Origin of the sequence: uncultured Algoriphagus sp., from assembly GCF_963974365.1 — a bacterium.
Taxonomy (GTDB): Bacteria; Bacteroidota; Bacteroidia; order Cytophagales; family Cyclobacteriaceae; genus Algoriphagus.
This window is the reverse complement of record NZ_CAXBBX010000005.1, coordinates 295,134-314,332: the sequence shown is the minus strand read 5'-3', so window position 1 is coordinate 314,332 and position 19,199 is coordinate 295,134. Positions and strand designations below refer to the sequence as shown.

Genomic DNA, 19,199 nt, shown 5'->3' with positions numbered 1-19,199 from the left:
GGCTAGCCGAGTAATCGACTAGCCTTTTAAACTATCTATTTTTGAGACAGCCTCCATGCTTTTTTTCCTCTTGAAGCTTCCATCATATCCCACATCTCTTCTGGTATCTGGTCCAGATTATTAAATTCTCCGGCACCTTTTAGCCATTCACCTCCATCGATAGTCATCACTTCGCCATTCACATAGCTGGAATAATCTGAGACTAAATAGGCGGCTAAATTGGCCAATTCTTGATGCTCTCCTACCCTGCCAACAGGGACTTTCTTGGCTGGATCAAATTTCTTCACCAATGCTCCAGGCAATAACCTGCTCCAAGCACCTTCTGTAGGAAAAGGACCAGGAGCTATTGCATTCGATCGAATCCCATATTTTGCCCATTCCACTGCCAATGAACGAGTCATTGCTAATACTCCCGCCTTTGCTGCAGCAGAAGGAACTACATAGCCTGAACCAGTCCATGCATAGGTAGTGACGATATTTAGAAAGGTACCTGCCTGCTTTTTTGAAATCCAATCTTTCCCTGCAGTAAGAGTAACTTGAGAAGTGCCTTTGAGCACAATATCCAAAACCGTATTGAAAGCATTAGTCGAAAGTCTCTCGGTGGGACTTATAAAATTCCCTGCGGCATTATTCAGGACCACATGGATTTGCCCCAGCTGATCTGTGGCATCCTTCCACATGGCCTCGACTTGATCAATTTCGCGTACATCACATGCTAGAGGAACTACTTTTCCACCTTTGGTAGTCATCATTTCTTTGGCAGTCTCCTGGAGCACGTCCAACTTCCGTGAAGTAATCACCAAATTGGCACCTAACTCCAAAAAATACTCCCCCATCGATCTTCCTAGGCCGGTTCCTCCTCCTGTTATAATAATGTTTTTTCCTTTCAGCGCTCCTGCTTTAAGCATACCTTCTGCTAAAATCATAAATTTGTGGTTTATCGTCGAATTCCAAGATAGGTAATTCGGCTTGGTAATTGAAGGAACCAAACTAAACCAACTTTAAAATTTTTAATTGCTTTTCAATGAGAAAATTAATTTTAGGGCTCATCGTACTCATTCCTATTTTGATGAGTTGCGGGGAAGAAGAGGATAAGGATATTACCACTGATGTAGCTATTGAGGCTACTCAATTATTCAATATTTCTAAAGTATGGAATGAAAGTTTGTATTTCGCGATGATTTCTTGGGAGGAATACCTTTTACAAGATTCGCTCAAATTACCTAGCTGTCCTCAAATTTCGATCGATGAAAACACTAAAGAGGTCACGCTAAACTTCTTAGCAAGTACTACTTGTGTTCAGACTGGAGAATATGGAAGAAGTGGGAAATTAATCCTTTCATATAATCAAGCTGCCGATAGCGTATCGAGTGTTTGGACAATGGAATATGATGACTACTTCTTTGGCACAAATTCAATCAAAGGAATAAGAACTTTTAGTAGTGATGATTCCCTTCAAGTTTCGGAGGATTTCTCTGAAATCACTGAGAAAACAGAAAAAGATCTTAGCACTATTTTCAATGGTAAATTCGTACACATAAAAAATTATGAAGGTGATTCATTAACAACTTTGGTTTCATTGGGAAGGATTGAAGGAAAGAATGCAGCGGGAAGAGATTTTGAAATTATCATGGATAGTCCCGTAAAACATGACATCTCCTGCTATCAACAAAATTTAATTCTACCCAATTCCGCTAAAGAAAGTTGGGCTGTATCACGCTCAGGTACTTCAGAAGCAACTTATATTCTTACCTATGAATCTCAACCTGGGGAATGTATAGTTTATGCAAATGCAATTTTGCCTGATGGTAGAAGATTACTCCTGAATCCAAACGGGGACTAACGAAAAAAGCTCCGATTTGCATCGGGGCTTCAACTTGACTTTCAGTCTATTAATATCTGTAATAGTCCGGCTTGAATGGGCCTTCTACTGTAACTCCGATATATTCTGCTTGGTCTTGAGAAAGCACTTCAAGATCCACACCCAATTTAGCTAGGTGTAAAGCAGCTACTTTTTCATCCAGATGCTTTGGCAATACATAAACTCCAGGCTTGTACTCGTCAGTATTATTCCACAATTCAAGCTGAGCTAACACTTGGTTGGTAAATGAGTTAGACATCACGAAAGATGGGTGACCAGTTGCACAACCAAGGTTTACCAATCGACCTTCAGCCAAAACAATGATCTCATTTCCTTCTACATTATACAGATCCACTTGAGGTTTGATCTCAATTTTTGTGCTTCCATAAGTACCATTCAACCACGCCATATCGATCTCATTATCGAAGTGACCAATATTACAAACGATAGTTTTATCTCTCATCCCTCTGAAATGCTCCTCGGTGATGATATTCTTGTTACCAGTTGCTGTCACTACGATATCTGCTTCTTTGACAGCATCTGTCATTTTCTTAACAGCAAAGCCATCCATTGCGGCCTGAAGCGCACAAATCGGATCAATTTCAGTAACGATTACTCTTGCTCCTGCACCTCTTAAAGAAGCTGCAGAACCTTTTCCAACATCACCATATCCTCCTACAACCGCTACTTTACCAGCCATCATCACATCAGTTGCTCTTCTGATAGCATCAACCAATGATTCTTTACAACCGTATTTATTGTCAAATTTAGATTTGGTAACAGAATCATTAACATTAATTGCTGGCATTGGAAGTGTACCCTTCTTCATTCTTTCGTAAAGTCTGTGTACGCCAGTAGTCGTTTCTTCAGAAAGTCCTCTGATACCAGTTACTAGTTCAGGATATTGATCCAAAACCATGTTCGTCAAATCACCACCGTCATCCAAGATCATATTGAGCGGCTGACGATCTTCTCCGAAAAATAAGGTCTGCTCGATACACCAATCGAAATCTTTTTCATTCAATCCTTTCCATGCATAGACAGAAATTCCAGCAGCAGCGATAGCCGCAGCCGCATGATCCTGCGTAGAAAAAATATTGCAGGAAGACCAAGTAACCTCAGCTCCTAGAGCAACCAAAGTTTCGATCAACACAGCAGTTTGAATTGTCATGTGAAGGCATCCAGCTATTCTAGCACCCTTCAGTGGCTGAGAAGCACCATATTCTTCACGAAGAGACATTAACCCTGGCATTTCAGCCTCTGCAAGTTTAATCTCTTTTCTTCCCCACTCTGCTAATGCAATATCCTTTACTTTGTATTGCACGAATTCTACAGATTTAGTTTCTGACATAATATTTATAATTAACGTATTGATTTCATTTAAAACTTTTGCAAAGGTACCGTATAAAATTTGGAAACTAAAATAATAACAGGCTACACAAAGGCCACTTCTTTTAATCCAAACGAGCGTATTTCACCATTTTCTGTTTCTATTTCTAATTTCCCAAATTCATTTATCCCAACTATTTTCCCGGAAAATTGTTGTCCGTCGGCTGAATAATCTGACCAAATCCCCATCCTGTGAAGATTCATCATGTATTCTGACTTGATATCGATCCACTTCCCTTTTTTCAACTGAATATATCCCTGCTCTAGCTGTGTGACCAAGAGTCGGAACAATTCTTCCAATCCGAACTGACTTCCGGTTATAGACCGAATAGATGCCGCATTGGAGGATTCAAAATCCTGCTGATTTATATTCAAACCAATTCCCACAATCGCATATTCCCATTCTTTGCCAGAGAAGGTGTTTTCAATCAAAATCCCTCCAATTTTCCCAAAGGCTGGCACAATAAGGTCATTTGGCCATTTCACCTCCAAATTTGGAATATATTCTTGAAGTAGGCGTCTGATACTATTCGAGACAGCCATATTTAGGTAAAATTGTTCTGAGATATCCATGAAATCTGGTCTGAGAACGAGCGAAAAAGTTAAATTTTGACCAGGCTGAGATTGCCAGGTATTTCCCCTCTGGCCTTTTCCTCTACTTTGATGATCACAGATCACGATGCTCCCCTCGATTGCTAGCTTTTGCCTGACCAGATTAAGAGCAATGTCATTAGTCGAGTGACACTCTGGCAGGAAATGAACATCTTTCCCTAAAAAAATCGTGTTGGCAAGAATTTTATACATAAATTTTGAATTCGTCTAAAATGGATGTGTAAATCCAGGACATTGCAAAATTAAATGAATAATATGACAGCAGAAGAGCTGAGCAAAGTAATCATCAAAGGAATGGAGGAGAAAAAGGCTTCCGATATCATTTTGATGGACTTAAGAAACATAAAAAACACAGTAACAGATTTTTTTGTTATTTGCTCAGGCAACTCTGACACACAACTTGACGCTATTGCAGATTCTATCGAAGAGCAAGTATATAAAAGTGGTCAAGGGAACCCTTGGAAAAGTGAAGGTAAAAGTAGCCGTCAGTGGATCTTGGTGGATTATGTGAACGTTGTTGCCCATATTTTCATTAAAGATAAAAGATCATTTTATGGGTTAGAAGATCTTTGGGGTGATGCAAAAGTTACCAAAATCGGATAAAACCTTCGAACTTTCAGCGCCACTCACCGTTTTACCTTAAGTTTATGAAATCACCTTATAAGAAATGAGCGATACTAATAATAAGAACAAAAAATTCACACCAAAGACTCCCCAGAAGCCAGGGTTCCAGTTGTGGCTAATTATTGCAGCTGTGGCTGTCCTATTAGGTCTAACTTGGATTCAGAACAGAAATTCTGTTGTTGATATTACTCAAAAGAGATTTGAGGATATGTATGTGGCAGGAGATGTATCAAAGGTGACCATGGTTAAAAACATGGAGCGCGTAGATGTGACACTTAATTCCTCGGCATTATCTACAGATAAGTATAAAACAGAACTGGAATCAAATTCTACTTTTTTCAATCCTCAGGGCCCTCATTATTCATTTCAGGTAGCATCAGTAGACAAATTTGCAACTGATTTTGACACATTAAAAGAACAAGTACCTCAGGAAGACAGAATAGAATTGTCTGTCGCTACTGAAGAAAATTGGAGTAGCTACTTCGGAAGCTTTGGATTCTTGATTCTGCTATTTGTACTCTTCTGGTTTATGATGAGACGCATGTCAGGACCTTCGGGACCAGGTGGACAAATTTTCAATGTAGGTAAATCAAAAGCGCAGTTATTCGATGCCGAAAATAAAGTCAAGATCACTTTTGACAATGTGGCAGGACTTGACGAGGCAAAAGAGGAAGTTCAGGAAATCGTAGAATTCCTGAAAAACCCAGGCAAATTCACTAAGCTAGGCGGTAAAATCCCTAAAGGTGCATTGCTAGTAGGCCCTCCAGGTACAGGTAAGACCTTGCTTGCAAAAGCTGTAGCCGGTGAAGCTGGCGTGCCTTTCTTCACTTTATCAGGTTCAGATTTCGTAGAAATGTTTGTAGGTGTAGGTGCTGCCCGAGTTCGTGACTTGTTTAAGCAAGCTAAAGAAAAGGCCCCTTGTATCATCTTTATTGATGAGATTGATGCCATTGGTAGATCCAGAGGTAAAGGACAAATGCCAGGCTCTAACGACGAGAGAGAGAATACGCTCAACTCCCTTTTGGTGGAAATGGATGGGTTCGGCACTGATACTGGGGTTATCGTAGTTGCTGCGACCAACAGACCAGATGTTTTGGATAGCGCATTGCTAAGACCAGGTCGCTTTGACAGACAGATTTCTATTGACAAGCCAGATATCGTAGGTAGAGAAGCTATTTTCAAAGTACACTTGAAGCCTATCAAAACGGCTGATGATGTAGACCCCAAAAAATGCGCTGCTCAAACTCCAGGATTTGCTGGTGCTGAAATAGCAAACGTATGTAACGAGGCTGCTTTGATCGCGGCTCGAAGAAATAAAACTGCAGTAGATATGCAGGATTTCCAAGATGCAGTCGATCGTGTGATCGGCGGTTTGGAAAAGAAAAATAAGATCATTTCTCCTGAAGAAAAGAAAATTGTAGCGTTTCACGAAGCAGGCCACGCAGTAGCTGGCTGGTTCTTGGAGCACGCTGATCCATTGGTCAAAGTAAGTATTGTTCCTCGTGGAGTTGCTGCTTTAGGCTATGCACAGTACCTTCCAAAGGAGCAGTTCTTATATCAAACAGAGCAGTTGATGGATGAGATGTGTATGACACTAGGTGGTCGTGCAGCTGAAGAAATAATCTTCAAAAAGATCTCAACTGGTGCTTTAAGTGATTTAGAACGAGTGACTAAGCTGGCTTACTCCATCGTTTCTGTTTACGGTATGAATGATAAAATTGGGAACGTTTCGTTCTATGATTCTAAAGGTGACGGTTACAAAATGACCAAGCCTTACTCTGAAACTACTGCTGAAGTGATCGATGAGGAGGTTAGAAAATTGATTCAGTCGGCTTATGACAGAACTAAGGAATTGCTTACTCATAGAATCAAAGAACTTGAAATCTTGGCTAAAGAGCTTTTAGAAAAAGAGATCCTTTTCCAATCTGATCTCGAGCGCTTAATTGGTAAAAGACCTTTCGATAAGGAAACAACTTATCAAGCATTTACCAATAAGAAGGACGAAGTAAAAGAGCCGGATTTGGTAAATAAGGAAGGAGAATCTTCCAATCCTGAATCTTCAGATCCACTGGTAGATCCTATTCCGGAGCCAAATTCAGATAATCGAATCATCTAATATTAGCCCCGAATTTTTCGGGGCTTTTTTTATTTCGTTTACGCCCGTTTACCTTTAGCTATGCAATCATCCCCGTTGGATTTCCCATTAAATGGAAAAAAAATCTATTTCGCGTCTGACTTTCATCTGGGTGCGCCAAATGAGACAGAAAGCAAGATTCGCGAAAAACGGATCATTAGATGGCTTGATTCAGTCTCAAATGACGCTGCTGCTATCTTTTTGGTGGGAGATATCTTCGATTTTTGGTTCGAATATGGACAGGTAATCCCTAAAGGATTTATCCCTTTCATTTCCAAAATACATCAGCTAAGGGAACGTGGTATTCCTATCATTTTTTTTACAGGAAATCACGATTTATGGATGAAAGACTATTTTACCGTAGAGTTGGGAATTCCAGTTTACACGCATCCCATTGAGTTAAAAATAGAAGGAAAATCAATCCTTGTTGGACACGGTGATGGACTGGGTCCTGGAGACAATTCTTATAAAATCCTTAAGCGAGTTTTTACAAATCCTGTTGCAAAATGGCTATTCAGATGGTTTCACCCAGATCTAGGAGTCAAACTAGCAAAAGGATGGTCTGGTCATAGTCGGATCACAAATAATGAAAAAGATGAAAATCGCTTTCTTGGAGAGAATGAATGGCTCTGGGCTTACTGCAAGGAACTTGAGCAAAAAAAGCATCATGACTACTACATTTTCGGTCATCGCCATTTGCCATTGGAATTAGCTGTAGGATCCAATTCCACTTATTTTAATCTTGGAGAATGGGTTACCCAAAACACATTCCTGGCATTTGATGGTCAAGAAGCAAAGCTTACTACCTTCAAAGGATGAGGTCTCTTTTCATTTTGATCCTGTATGTACTTCCACTTTTTGGAAATGCTCAAAGTCCTAATTCACTTGGACCTCCTCTAGTTGAAATCGCAGTTGACAACCTTGACTTAATTTCCTTTGACACTAAGGATCAACTATTTGCTAGCAACATTTCAGGAGATATTTACCTGTTCAGCCAAGAAGGCAAGCAACTCAACCTATTTTCACCAGCTCGCCAAGGAAGATTAGCTCAATTAGAAGCAGGCTGGACAGTTAACATTTTTAGCTTTTCTGAGGATCTTCAGGAGTATAGGATTTTGGATAGATTTCTGAATCCTTTGGCAGAAAAAGGATTTCTACTGGCAGATATTAACTTAGCCAAAGCAGCTACGCTTGGAAACAATAATGTGGTCTGGGTTTGGGATGAATCAGATCTGAATTTGAAGTCATTAGATTATTTGAGAAATCAGATCATTCAATCTCAGCCTCTTAATTTGATTCTGAACTCAAGCGATTTGAATGTCATTGAAATCCGAGAATTCAAGAATCGATTGTTTATGAATGTGCCCGATACAGGTATTTTTATTTTTGATAATCAAGGGAATCTGATGCGAAAATTAGAAATAACAGACGTCAATAAACTTTGCTATTACAACGAGCATCTTCTTTGGATCGCTGATGATAAACTGATGGCAATATCCTTATCAACCAACGAATCATTAACCTTAGCTCAATTGGATAGTCCAGAATGTATTTACCTTCAAATCGGTCAAGAAAGATTAGCTGTAATTTCAAAAAACAAAATCAGCCTTTACCCTACTCCCGACTGGATAAAAGCATTAAAGTAAAGCGGTTTCTTGTTACTGCATCATACTTTATTCAACATTCAGAATTCAACATGTTAAAAAATCATCAAAGTTCAGCTGCACAAGAAGCAGGGCTGCACTACGTCACACACTATTTGAAAATCTCCGAGCCTTCTTTAGTTAAAAGAAATATCAAAAAAAGGCCATTTCAGTAATGAAATGGCCTTTGGTACTTTGTCAATTGAGAGCTATTAGTTGACTTTTACCAACTCAATATCAAAGATCAAATCTTTTCCTGCCAACTGGTGATTTGCATCCAAAGTGATTTTCTCAGCATCAACACCAACAACAGTTACTGGCATAGGCTGACCATTTCCTCCCTGAAGAGTCAAAGAGAGTCCGATTTCAGGCTTGATATCAGCCGGCACTTGTGCGATAGGCACATCAATCATCATATCATCTCTGCGCTCGCCATAAGCTTCAGCAGCTGGAATTGTTACAGTAACTTTTTCGCCCAACTTCATGCCGTCAACTGCAGTGTCAAAGCCTTTAATCATATTTCCGTCGCCTAAGGTAAATCCTAGCGGTTCGCGATTTGCTGAAGAATCAAATACGCTTCCATCTTCTAATTTTCCAGTGTAATGCACTTGAACTGCATCCCCTTTTTTAGCTTGCATAGTCTTATTTTTTAGTAAAGGACAAAGTTACAAAAATCTATTAAGGGAGAAAACCCGAAACTAATGTCCGATTTTAGTATAAAAGCGTACACTTTTGGACACTTCTCCCTCAAAAACCCATCCTATTGCTTTATATTAGGGTTGGCATCATTTTGCCATACTAAAGACCAAACGATTAACCATGGAAACTCAAGATTTAGGCAAGATTCTTATCATCGACGATAACGAAGACTTATTATTTGCCGCCAAAATGCTTTTAAAGAAGCACGCCAAAGAAGTCATGATAGAAAAGGATCCACGTAGAATTCCTTTTTTGGTCAACAACAATAATTACGATGTGATCCTGTTGGACATGAACTTCCGTGAAGACACAACCTCAGGAAAGGAAGGCTTTCACTGGCTGAAGCAAATCAAAGAGATAGATCCAAAAGCTGTAGTCATCCTGATTACAGCGTTCGGAGATGTGGAAATGGCTGTGCAAGCGCTAAAAGAAGGAGCGACAGATTTTATATTAAAGCCTTGGCAAAATGAGAAGTTGATCGCTACCCTATCGGCTGCTATCCGGCTCAAAGAAAGCTACAACGAAGTAGACAAGCTGCAGAAAAAGCAAAAACAGATGCAGACGGACATGAAGAAGCCTTACACCGACATCATCGGCCAAAGTGCTTCAATGAAGAATATCTTTTCGATTATTGATAAAGTGGCTCAGACCGATGCAAATGTCTTGATATTGGGAGAAAACGGAACAGGTAAAGAACTGATTGCTAGAGCAATTCACGATAGATCTCTTCGTAAGGACGAGATTTTTGTAGGCGTAGATATGGGTGCCATCACCGAAACCCTATTTGAATCAGAACTTTTTGGACATAAAAAAGGAGCTTTTACGGACGCCAAAGATGATCGTGCTGGTAGGTTTGAAGTTGCTGATCAAGGGTCCTTATTTTTGGATGAAATCGGAAACTTATCATTGCCGCTTCAATCCAAGCTTCTAACTGTTTTGCAGCGAAGAGAGGTGACTAGAATAGGTACCAACAAAGCCATTCCTGTTGACATTCGTCTGATCTGTGCTACCAATATGCCTATTCACGAGAACACTTCTGAAAATGCATTCCGACAGGATTTATTATATAGAATCAACACGGTAGAGATTTTCTTACCACCACTTCGCGAGCGTCAGGATGACATTCCTATTTTGGCAAATCACTTCCTAAAAAGTTACAGTCAGAAATATCGCAAAAACTTCACTGGCTTTACTACCGCTGGTATGGACCTTTTGCAGCATTACGGATGGCCTGGAAATATTCGTGAACTTCAGCACGCAATCGAACGTGCCATCATTATGGCTGAAGGTGAAACCTTGGATTCAAGAGATTTCTTCTTCCTTTCTGCCAAGCCAGCTTCTGACAAAGCACCAACTTCAGTCACATTGAATCTCGACGACATGGAGAAAACAACCATTCAGCGAGCTATTGACAAAAATGGCGGTAACATTTCTAAAGCAGCTAAGGAACTTGGTTTGACCAGAGCATCCTTGTATAGAAGGCTGGAAAAATATGGACTATAAAGTTGGCTTACTTGGGAGAATCGCCTTTCTAGCAGCTTCTCTTTTTCTTCTTGCCTACGCTATGATCGATAGTTGGGGAGTCTTTATGATTTCCCTACTTCTCGTTTTGGTCGTATTTCAAATTATCTATTTGCTCCGTTATTCCGAAGGATCCTTCAAGAAAGTGCGTGTTTTCCTCGACAACATCAAGCAGGATAAATACTCCCAACTCTATCCTGTGAAGTTTGATGGCACAGAAACGGATGACTTGCATATAGAATTCAACGCGATTCTCGCAAAGCTTAAAGAAGATCAAGCTGAGAAAGAAGCGAACTATCAGTATTTCCGGTCCGTGTTCAAACACCTGAGTATAGGACTTATCACTTTTGGAGAAAATGGCGGAATTCAAATTGTGAATACTGCCGCCAAGCGAATACTTGATGTAGAGGAATTGAAAAACATCGGGGAAATCGAAGGAATAAACAAAGAACTACACCTAGCCATCAATAATCTCCGTACTGGAGGAAGTGAATTGATCAAGATCGCACATCCTGATGGCATCATGCAGCTTTCTGTTTATGTCATCGAACTTTTGATGCGTGGGGAGAAATTCAAATTGGTTTCCCTTCAAAATATCCAATCCGAGTTGGAGGAAAAAGAGATGGAAGCTTGGCAAAATTTGGTCAAAATCCTAACTCATGAGATCATGAATTCCATCGCTCCTATTTCCTCTTTGGCAGGAACAATCCAAGGTGAAATGGAAAGCAAAATCGAACAGGTGGAGCAAATTACCCCTTCTGAAATGGAGGATTATTTGATGGGGATTAGTACGATAGAAAAGCGTAGTCAAGGACTAATCAGCTTCGTATCTGACTTTAGAAGTTTGGCGCATATCCCTGCTCCAAAGTTCAGCAGTATTGCTATCGCAAAGCTTTTCCATCAGTTAGAGGTTTTATTACAAAACCAGATCGAAACACATCAAATAGAATTGATCAAAGAAATTAACCCTAAAGAACTCATCCTATTTGGCGATCAAACTCAGATCGAGCAAGTGCTGATCAACCTTACTCAGAATGCTATTCAGGCTGTGGAAGATTCTGAAGTGAGGAGAATAATCCTAAGGGCATTTATTGATGAAGCTGGGAAAATAATACTTGAAGTGGCTGACACTGGTAAAGGGATCGAAGAAGAAGCACTCTCCAAGATTTTCATTCCCTTCTTTACTACCAAATCCAAGGGTTCTGGAATCGGTTTGAGTTTATCCAAACAGATTATGCGACGTCACAAAGGTAATATTCAAGTGCGTTCCACTCAGGGTGAAGGGACAACTTTTAAGTTGATTTTTAACGGGTAATCTTTTAGCGAGGTAGTCTTCAATCAAAAAGACGGAAGTTAAAGAGTAATTCTTTTAACTAAACAACTGGCAATCTTTCAATAACTCAGCAACACCTATGAATAAAGTTTATACGGTCTTTAAAAAGACGCTATTCTACTTTGTGTGTCTGTTCTTATTTATTTCTGTTTCGGGATACATATACCTCTATGTTATTCCAAAAGGTCCAGAAGTCACTGCTGCTAATCCATTAAAAACCGAGAAAGATTCATTTGTAATATATGCCTACAAAGATTCCAAAAAGAAATCAATCAGAGTTTGGACTTACAAACCAGAAGGCTGGAAAGATCAGGACAAGATAGTTTTTGTTATGCACGGAGGCGGAAGGAATGCGGATGATTACCTAGAAGCTTGGATTGATCTTGCAGAAGAAAATAACATCCTTGTTATTGCTCCTGAGTTTGAAAATAAGCTCTCGAACTACACCATGAATGACTATCAGGAGGGGAATCTATTCACCTATTTTGGAACAAAAAATGGGCATGATGAATGGGCATTTACTGTAGTCGAGAATATTTTCGATCATGTAAAAACAATCAATTCAATCAGCAACAGTACCTACGATATTTTTGGACATTCAGCGGGTGGTCAATTCGTTCATCGAATGGTAATGCTTATGCCCAAATCAAGAATAAAAACAGCAATAGCAGCAAATGCTGGGCTATACACTTTTCCTAACAGCAATCTGAAATACCCTTATGGGATTAAAAATCTAGAGCATGGAGAAGAACTTATCGAAGAAGGATTTGGAAAAAATCTAATTCTACTTACTGGTGAACTTGACAATGACCCTAAATTAGGCACCTTCACCACGACTGATCTTGCTATGAAGCAAGGGGCTAACAGGCTGGAAAGGGGAGCACATTTTTACAATGCAAGTGAAAAATATGCCTATGATAATAATATTACTTTCAACTGGAAAATTGATACGGTACTAAACGTAGGACATGATTACAGGAAAATGTCTGAAAGCAGTATTAAATGGTTAAGCAGACTTTGAAAATATGTAGACAAGTAGCTGGCTTTGGTTTATGAAAAATTCAACTCTCCTACTACCTAATAACTCCATGAAGAAGAGAGATCTGTTTTTACTCGGATTTATATTAATCAAATTCATTCTTCAATACCTTCTTATAGACCCAAGTTACGACCTGCATCGGGATGAATACCTGCACCTCGATCAAGCTCATCATCTGGCCTGGGGATATATTTCGGTCCCTCCTGTGACATCCTGGTTTTCTTACTTGATTTACCTGTTGGGCAATACTGAGTTTTGGGTAAAATTCTTTCCAGCCCTTTTTGGAGCCTTGACTATAACTTTGATATGGAAAGCTATAGAGCGCCTTGGAGGGGATTTATATGCGCAATCTTTGGCTGCAATTTGTTTGACTTTCTCAGCATTGGCTAGACTAAACATCCTTTTCCAACCCAATTCCTTTGATATTCTGGCTTGGACTTTTGTGTTCTATTCCTTGCTCTCTTATATCAAAACGGGTAAAAATAAATGGCTGTATTGGTTGGGAGTTGGGGTCGGGTTTGGCTTTCTGAACAAATACAACATTGCTTTTCAAGTTCTTGGATTAATACCAGCTTTGTTTCTGACTTCAGATCGAAAGATTTTCAAAAACCCACATTTGAATGGAGCATTTGGTTTGGCTTTTTTAATAGCCTTACCTAACCTGATTTGGCAATGGCAAAATGACTTCCCTGTACTTTGGCACATGCGAATGCTCAGCAAGTATCAATTGGTCAATGTGAATCGATTGGACTTTTTGACAGAGCAATTTTTCTTCTTTTTCGGATCGAGTTTCGTGTTGATTCTGGCTTTTGTTTCTTATTTCAAACATCCTCCGTTTCGAAAGTATCAGGTATTCTTCTGGACTACCATTTCCACCTTAGCCATATTTACCTTTTTCAGGGCAAAAAACTATTATGCAATCGGCCTGTACCCAATTCACTTTGCTTTTGGTGCTATTTATCTTTCACATGTGCTAAGCAAAAGCTGGGGAAAGTACCTGAAGCCAGTGGCGATGATTATTCCCATTAGCCTATTTGTAGTCTCAGCGCCGATGACCTATCCTATCGGAGATCCGGAATACCTAAAAGGAGTACAATCCCGACATCCTGACCTGATGGAAAACCGTTGGGAAGATGGAGAAATTCATGATTTGCCACAGGATTTTGCAGATATGCTGGGTTGGAAAGAACTGACAGAGAAAGTTGACCTCGCTTATTCCAAAGCGCCTTCGGATGAATACACGGTAATTATTTGCGACAACTATGGCCAAGCCGGAGCTATTAACTTTTACACTAAAACCAAAGGCTTGCAGGCAGTAACTATGAACGCAGATTATGTCAATTGGATAGATCTAAGCGGGGAAATCAAAAATGTGATTTTGGTCAGAGAAGTGGAAGATGGAATTAGCGAACGGGAGATTTCTCTTTTTGAAAAGTCAGAAAAAATAGGATCTATCACTGATCCGAATGCTAGAGAATTCGGAACTTCGATACACTTATTACTAGGAGCTAAAACTGATATCAATGCAATTTTAGCAGCGGAAATTGAAGAGAAAAGAATGGAGTTAAAAACAGTTAACTGAGGTAGCAAACCCAGGAAAGTTTTCGTCATCTTCTTGAAACTAATTTCTTTCCTATGCGATATGCCTTTTTGATTACCTTCACACTGCTTGCTCAGCTCACTTTTGGTAAAGTGAATTCATCAAAAGTAAACAGTACTACTGAGAAGCAAGCACTGGGATTCACTTTCGGTCCTCCAGAAAATAAAACCTTTATTGACAGTACTTTTAACTTCACCAAACTAATTTTTCATACTTCCACTTGCTATGGAAATTGCCCTGTCATGCATCTTGAGATTTCTGAGGATAGAACAGTGAAATTCTCTGGAAACTATTTTAAGGATGAAAATTTTTACGAGATTGACTCAGCCAGGTCTGGGAATTTTACTGGTCAACTGCCTGAGGAGATCTATAATGAACTTATTGAATTGATTATTCAATCCAACTTGCCAACAGAGAATAATACATCAGAAAATATACTCTGTTGCGATGGCGCTGTAAAAACTATTATTCTATACCAAAACGGGGTTAGGAAGTATTACAAAGCGATGTTTGAAGCCAAACCGATGAAAGAATTGATTTCCTATTTATACACTTTTCCTGAAAAATTAGAGTTAACCGCGGTCGATGAAAATTTTAGATTTGAGAAGTAGTTAATCAACTAATCTATCTGGGATAAATCCTTGTGGGTGAAAATAGCCTAACTGGGAATTAAAAACACAATACCACTATTTTTCCTCTTCTCTTTTGTTCCTTTGTGGCTAGAAGAATTTCACCTTTTCGTTCTTTAGAACAGAATAAATCCCATTCATGAATACGTACAAACAAATCGAAGCCGCAATCCTAGCGGCATCGAATATTCTTATTACGGCCCACAAATCAGCCGATGGTGACTCTGTCGGTTCCTCTTTGGGGCTATTGCATTTTATAGAAAAGCTTGGGAAAAAGGCCACTATCTGCCATCCTGACAAAGCGCCTGATTTTTTGGATTTCCTAGACTTATCACCCATCATCACGATGGATCAAGACCCGGAAAAAGTAACCGAGGCGTTCATCGAGGCAGACTTGATCTTTTGTCTTGACTATAATTCTACGGACCGAGTAGGCAAGGAAATGCAGGTTTTGCTAGAAGCAGCCACCTGCACACTTATCATGATTGATCATCACATCGATCCGCAAGGATTCACCTCTCTAACGATCTCCGAAACATCTGCTTCCTCCACGGCAGAATTGATTGTGGAGTTAATTGAGCAGTCAGGAAATGAAGCTTTATTGAATGAAAAAATCGGAACTCCTTTATACCTAGGAATTCTGACTGACACAGGTAGCTTTCGATTTAATTCCGTCAAACCACGAACTCATGAAGTTCTTGCCAAATTGCTAGCCTCAGGTGTCAAACATCATCTGATTCATGAAATGCTGAATGATACCAATACAGCAAGTAGACTTAGACTTCAAGGATTTGCAATGTCCCAAAAGATGGAGATTTTGAATGAGAATTCTGTTGCAATTATTCCCTTAACTAAAGAGGAATTGGCCACCTATGATTACAAAAAAGGAGATACTGACAGTCTTGCCAACCTTGCTCTATCCATCAAAGGAATGAAAGTAGCCATTATGCTTTCTGAACGCGATGGCATTATCAAGATGTCTTTTCGATCGAAAGGAAAAGAAAATCCTGTAAACACCTTAGCCGCAGCCCATTTCGATGGAGGCGGGCATGCAAATGCTGCGGGAGGCATGAGTGAACTCTCTATGCCTGAGACTTTAGATAAAATCAAAGGCCTGATTCCTGCGTATTTTCCTGTTTAGATAGTCTGAGCTATTTACGGCTTTCTGTATGTTCTTATTCAAAAGATAAGTGCTGATTGCAAGAAAAATAATTATTGAGTTTAGTGATAAATCAAAACGTTCGAGGTCAGAAAAATACCTTAAACCTTTCGCCCCCGGCGAGGCAATGAAAACCGCATAAAAAAAACTCCCTGCGAAATGAATCACAGGGAGTTTTACTTTGGTGGCTTTTAGTGCTAATTAGTCTTTCAAAGTCACTGTTCTGGTTACTTCATTGAATCCACCTGGAATCAAGTTTCCATCAGCATCAAGCAACTCCAATTTCACAGTCACTTCACCTTTTGGAAGACCTTTGATTACATAAGGAGCCCATTCTGTGATCATAAATTCCTGACCGTTGATAGTTGCTCTTACTTTATTCCCATCTTCAGAGAGTGTAGTATTCAACAAGAAAAAATCCAATAATAGATTCTCCGTGTCTGCTCCACTATACTCTCCTTTTGGACGGCTGTAAATCATCGTTGGCTTGTCGAAATCCACATTCATATCATCACTGGCAGTTCCAACAACCATCTTCTTGGCAATAAAAGAATTAGAATTCTTTACTGACTCATGGTATGATCTGCTCAAGAAAGCAACCAAGTAATGCGTTCCTTCTGGCATTTCTCTTTTGAACTCAGACTCATAGTGCGCTGAATATGGCTCATTGTCCAATATAAAGTGAATATGCTGACCTTTATCAGAATTAGCCAAATTACCAGCCATTCCATTACGCTCAGTTACTTCACCCAAATTGTAGTCCTTCACGTCAAAAGCAAAATCAACTTCTCCAGCTTTTGCAATAGTAGTGTTAGAAGGATTTTTGAGAGTTAAAGAAGACGAAGCATATGCCGGAGAATCTGTGAATTTCTCAATTGAAATCGCTGCCGGAGCAGTCATTTCTGTTCCCTCCATGACTACTTCTTCATTTTCTGCCTTTTTCGGTTGGCAACTTACCGCAATCAAAAGTGCCGCAGCAGCTGTACCTAATATCTTAACATTCATAATTTTCAATTTTATTGTATTTGGTTTTCAGTATAAATTTCGCAAATGCCATTCCATAGGAGATTCAACTTGTTTTTAGATTTATTTTGGCTCCAGATGGATAAAAATTCAAACAACGACTTAATCTGTTACATTAAATCTGAAGCAAAAATAGTCAAGAAGACCGCCCTAAACCAATATTTAGTTTTTTTTCAAGAGAAGAACTCAATTCACCTTCTTTTACTGCCCGTTAAAAATGTAACAGAAATTTTTTAAATAGTGTGAACCATCAGATTGGCACTCGTGATGGTTTTTCCCCAATTCGGGAATAAAATCCTCAACGTTTACCATTGAGATTTATGGAAAGCCCGCAATTAGAAAGCAAGTATTTGACGAGAAATAGGCTTAGGGTTTCTCAGTAAGAGTTCAAACAGTCCTTGAAATTTTCAATGTAAATTGATAAAAGGTGAAATCAGGAACCCTCATTTTATTAAAATAAATTCAAAATACCGATCTTAAGAGTTAAGATTCTTTTCTAATTAACAATCCCATGAAAGCCGCCATTCGAAGATCATACGGTTCACCACATGTAATCAAAGTTGAAGAAATCCAGAAACCAACCCTCAAGGACAACGAAGTTCTAATACGGATTTTTGCTACCACGGTGAACCGAACAGATTGTGCTAATTTGACTGGAAAGCCTTTTATCATGCACCTAATGCTAGGTTTGACGAAACCCCGAAAAATAGTCCTGGGTACTGATTTCGCTGGTGTGGTGGTTGCAACTGGAAAGGACATTGATTCATTTCAGGTCAACCAACGCGTTTTTGGTTTTACAGATATGGGACTGGAATCACAAGCTGAATTCATGGCCTTGAAGCCAAAAAACAACCTCATTGTCATCCCTGAGCAGATTGATTTCGCGCAAGCTGTGGCAAGTCTGGAAGGTGCCCATTATGCACATTCATTTATCCTTAAATCGGGAATTCATTCCGGACAAAAAGTCCTGATCAATGGTGCCACAGGTGCAATTGGGTCTGCTTTACTACAGTTTGCAAGAACTTTTGATGTGAAAATCACAGCAACTTGCAGTACTGAAAACATTGAACTGATGAGTTCACTGGGAGCTGATCAAGTTGTCGATTATACCAAAGAAGATTTCACGCGAGGTAGTAGAAAATATGATATTGTGTTTGATACGGTAGGCAAAAGTACTTTTGGAAAATGTAAGCCTATATTAAAAAAGAATGGAACCTACATTTCTTCTGAATTGGGACCCTATTCCCAAAATATCTTCTACTCAATCTTCACTCCTCTTATTGGTGGCAAAAAAGTCAAATTCCCTATACCCTATCCGTTGACTTTTACACTTCCATATATCAAATCCAAAATGGAAAAGGGTGTTTTCAAACCACTCATCGATCGGGAATATCCCCTGAAAGAGATAGCTAAAGCGTACGAATATGTCCTCTCAGGTAAGAAAATTGGTAATGTGATAATCAACGTAGCAAATGAAAGAGTTATTTAAAGACATATTCGAATACCATCATCATTTTAACCAAAAGTTGGTGGCGCTTTTTATTGAAAATAAGAACAGTTTATCAGAAAGGACTATTCCGCTGTTTTCTCACAACATAAATGCACACCAGATTTGGAATTCGAGAATTCTCGGAAAGACTCCACTGGGAGTGCACCAGCTCCACAACCTTGAAACTTGTAAGACTCTAGATGATTCTAACCTCGAGGACACCTTACTGATTATTTCAGAATTCGATTTTGGCAAACGAATAAAATACAAGAATAGTAGCGGTGGAGAATTTGAGAACTCAGTACAAGAAATCCTATTTCATATCTCAAATCATTCTACTCATCACAAAGGGCAATTGATTTCCGACCTACGGCAAAACGGAATTGCTCCCATGATCACGGATTACATTTACTACAAAATATAAAACCCCGGGAAATTCTTCCA

Annotated in this window: 18 protein-coding genes; 13 read left to right on the top strand and 5 right to left on the bottom strand. The window is 39.4% G+C overall.

Translation table 11 applies throughout. The annotated features are described in order from the left end of the window. Positions 1 to 35 precede the first annotated feature (35 nt). A complete protein-coding gene (locus tag AACZ87_RS09250; RefSeq protein ID WP_339866619.1) occupies positions 36 to 926 on the bottom strand; it encodes an SDR family oxidoreductase in 891 nt (296 codons plus the stop codon). Between the two features lie 98 nt (positions 927 to 1,024). On the opposite strand from AACZ87_RS09250, the gene AACZ87_RS09245 reads away from it, so the two are divergent. Beyond that, positions 1,025 to 1,843 carry a hypothetical protein gene (locus tag AACZ87_RS09245; RefSeq protein ID WP_339866618.1) on the top strand — a complete coding sequence of 273 codons (819 nt, stop codon included), beginning with the start codon at positions 1,025 to 1,027 and terminating at the stop codon, positions 1,841 to 1,843. A gap of 49 nt (positions 1,844 to 1,892) precedes the next feature. On the opposite strand, the gene ahcY is transcribed toward AACZ87_RS09245, so the two are convergent. Further along, complete coding sequence (gene ahcY / locus AACZ87_RS09240; RefSeq protein WP_339866616.1) at positions 1,893 to 3,212, bottom strand: adenosylhomocysteinase; 1,320 nt, start codon at positions 3,210 to 3,212, stop codon at positions 1,893 to 1,895. Positions 3,213 to 3,295: 83 nt separating this feature from the next. After that, positions 3,296 to 4,054 carry a biotin--[acetyl-CoA-carboxylase] ligase gene (locus AACZ87_RS09235; protein WP_339866614.1) on the bottom strand — a complete coding sequence of 253 codons (759 nt, stop codon included), beginning with the start codon at positions 4,052 to 4,054 and terminating at the stop codon, positions 3,296 to 3,298. A 63-nt stretch (positions 4,055 to 4,117) separates the two neighbouring features. Here AACZ87_RS09235 and rsfS point away from each other — a divergent pair, with 63 nt between their 5' ends. The 4 genes from rsfS to AACZ87_RS09215 all read left to right on the top strand — a co-directional run bounded on the left by rsfS (position 4,118) and on the right by AACZ87_RS09215 (position 8,266). Beyond that, a complete protein-coding gene (rsfS, locus tag AACZ87_RS09230) occupies positions 4,118 to 4,465 on the top strand; it encodes a ribosome silencing factor (protein WP_339866613.1) in 348 nt (115 codons plus the stop codon). A 64-nt stretch (positions 4,466 to 4,529) separates the two neighbouring features. Further along, on the top strand, positions 4,530 to 6,602 hold the full coding sequence (gene ftsH / locus AACZ87_RS09225) for an ATP-dependent zinc metalloprotease FtsH (protein ID WP_339866612.1): 2,073 nt from the start codon (positions 4,530 to 4,532) through the stop codon (positions 6,600 to 6,602). Between the two features lie 60 nt (positions 6,603 to 6,662). After that, the gene (locus AACZ87_RS09220; RefSeq protein ID WP_339866610.1) at positions 6,663 to 7,439 is read left to right on the top strand and encodes a UDP-2,3-diacylglucosamine diphosphatase; all 777 of its coding nucleotides are present in this window, start codon (positions 6,663 to 6,665) and stop codon (positions 7,437 to 7,439) included. Beyond that, a complete protein-coding gene (locus AACZ87_RS09215; protein WP_339866609.1) occupies positions 7,436 to 8,266 on the top strand; it encodes a hypothetical protein in 831 nt (276 codons plus the stop codon). Before AACZ87_RS09220 ends, AACZ87_RS09215 begins: the two co-directional genes overlap by 4 nt. A gap of 209 nt (positions 8,267 to 8,475) precedes the next feature. Here AACZ87_RS09215 and AACZ87_RS09210 read toward each other — a convergent pair whose 3' ends face one another. Beyond that, positions 8,476 to 8,901, bottom strand: coding sequence for a peptidylprolyl isomerase (locus AACZ87_RS09210; RefSeq protein ID WP_283412892.1), 426 nt, complete (start codon positions 8,899 to 8,901; stop codon positions 8,476 to 8,478). A gap of 181 nt (positions 8,902 to 9,082) precedes the next feature. Here AACZ87_RS09210 and AACZ87_RS09205 point away from each other — a divergent pair, with 181 nt between their 5' ends. From AACZ87_RS09205 to AACZ87_RS09180, 6 genes are all read left to right on the top strand, one after another. After that, a complete protein-coding gene (locus tag AACZ87_RS09205) occupies positions 9,083 to 10,465 on the top strand; it encodes a sigma-54 dependent transcriptional regulator (RefSeq protein ID WP_339866607.1) in 1,383 nt (460 codons plus the stop codon). Beyond that, positions 10,455 to 11,798, top strand: coding sequence for an ATP-binding protein (locus AACZ87_RS09200; protein ID WP_283412894.1), 1,344 nt, complete (start codon positions 10,455 to 10,457; stop codon positions 11,796 to 11,798). The genes AACZ87_RS09205 and AACZ87_RS09200 overlap by 11 nt, the downstream gene beginning before the upstream one ends. 97 nt (positions 11,799 to 11,895) lie before the next feature. Continuing rightward, positions 11,896 to 12,837, top strand: a complete 942-nt coding sequence (locus tag AACZ87_RS09195; protein ID WP_339866605.1) for a hypothetical protein — start codon at positions 11,896 to 11,898, stop codon at positions 12,835 to 12,837. A gap of 67 nt (positions 12,838 to 12,904) precedes the next feature. After that, positions 12,905 to 14,437 (top strand): glycosyltransferase family 39 protein, encoded by a 1,533-nt coding sequence (locus tag AACZ87_RS09190; RefSeq protein WP_339866604.1) that lies wholly within the window; start codon positions 12,905 to 12,907, stop codon positions 14,435 to 14,437. A 53-nt stretch (positions 14,438 to 14,490) separates the two neighbouring features. Then, positions 14,491 to 15,066: a DUF6438 domain-containing protein gene (locus tag AACZ87_RS09185; protein WP_339866602.1), complete on the top strand. Its 576-nt coding sequence runs from the start codon at positions 14,491 to 14,493 to the stop codon at positions 15,064 to 15,066. 157 nt (positions 15,067 to 15,223) lie between these two features. After that, positions 15,224 to 16,225 carry a DHH family phosphoesterase gene (locus AACZ87_RS09180; RefSeq protein WP_339866601.1) on the top strand — a complete coding sequence of 334 codons (1,002 nt, stop codon included), beginning with the start codon at positions 15,224 to 15,226 and terminating at the stop codon, positions 16,223 to 16,225. A 219-nt stretch (positions 16,226 to 16,444) separates the two neighbouring features. Here the strand turns inward: AACZ87_RS09180 and AACZ87_RS09175 are convergent, their stop codons facing one another. Beyond that, positions 16,445 to 17,248, bottom strand: a complete 804-nt coding sequence (locus AACZ87_RS09175) for a hypothetical protein (RefSeq protein ID WP_339866599.1) — start codon at positions 17,246 to 17,248, stop codon at positions 16,445 to 16,447. Positions 17,249 to 17,777: 529 nt separating this feature from the next. On the opposite strand from AACZ87_RS09175, the gene AACZ87_RS09170 reads away from it, so the two are divergent. Next, positions 17,778 to 18,755, top strand: coding sequence for an NAD(P)-dependent alcohol dehydrogenase (locus tag AACZ87_RS09170; protein ID WP_339866597.1), 978 nt, complete (start codon positions 17,778 to 17,780; stop codon positions 18,753 to 18,755). Continuing rightward, entirely contained in the window at positions 18,739 to 19,179 is a 441-nt protein-coding gene (locus tag AACZ87_RS09165; RefSeq protein ID WP_339866595.1) for a DinB family protein, read from the top strand. Before AACZ87_RS09170 ends, AACZ87_RS09165 begins: the two co-directional genes overlap by 17 nt. Positions 19,180 to 19,199: the final 20 nt, after the last annotated feature.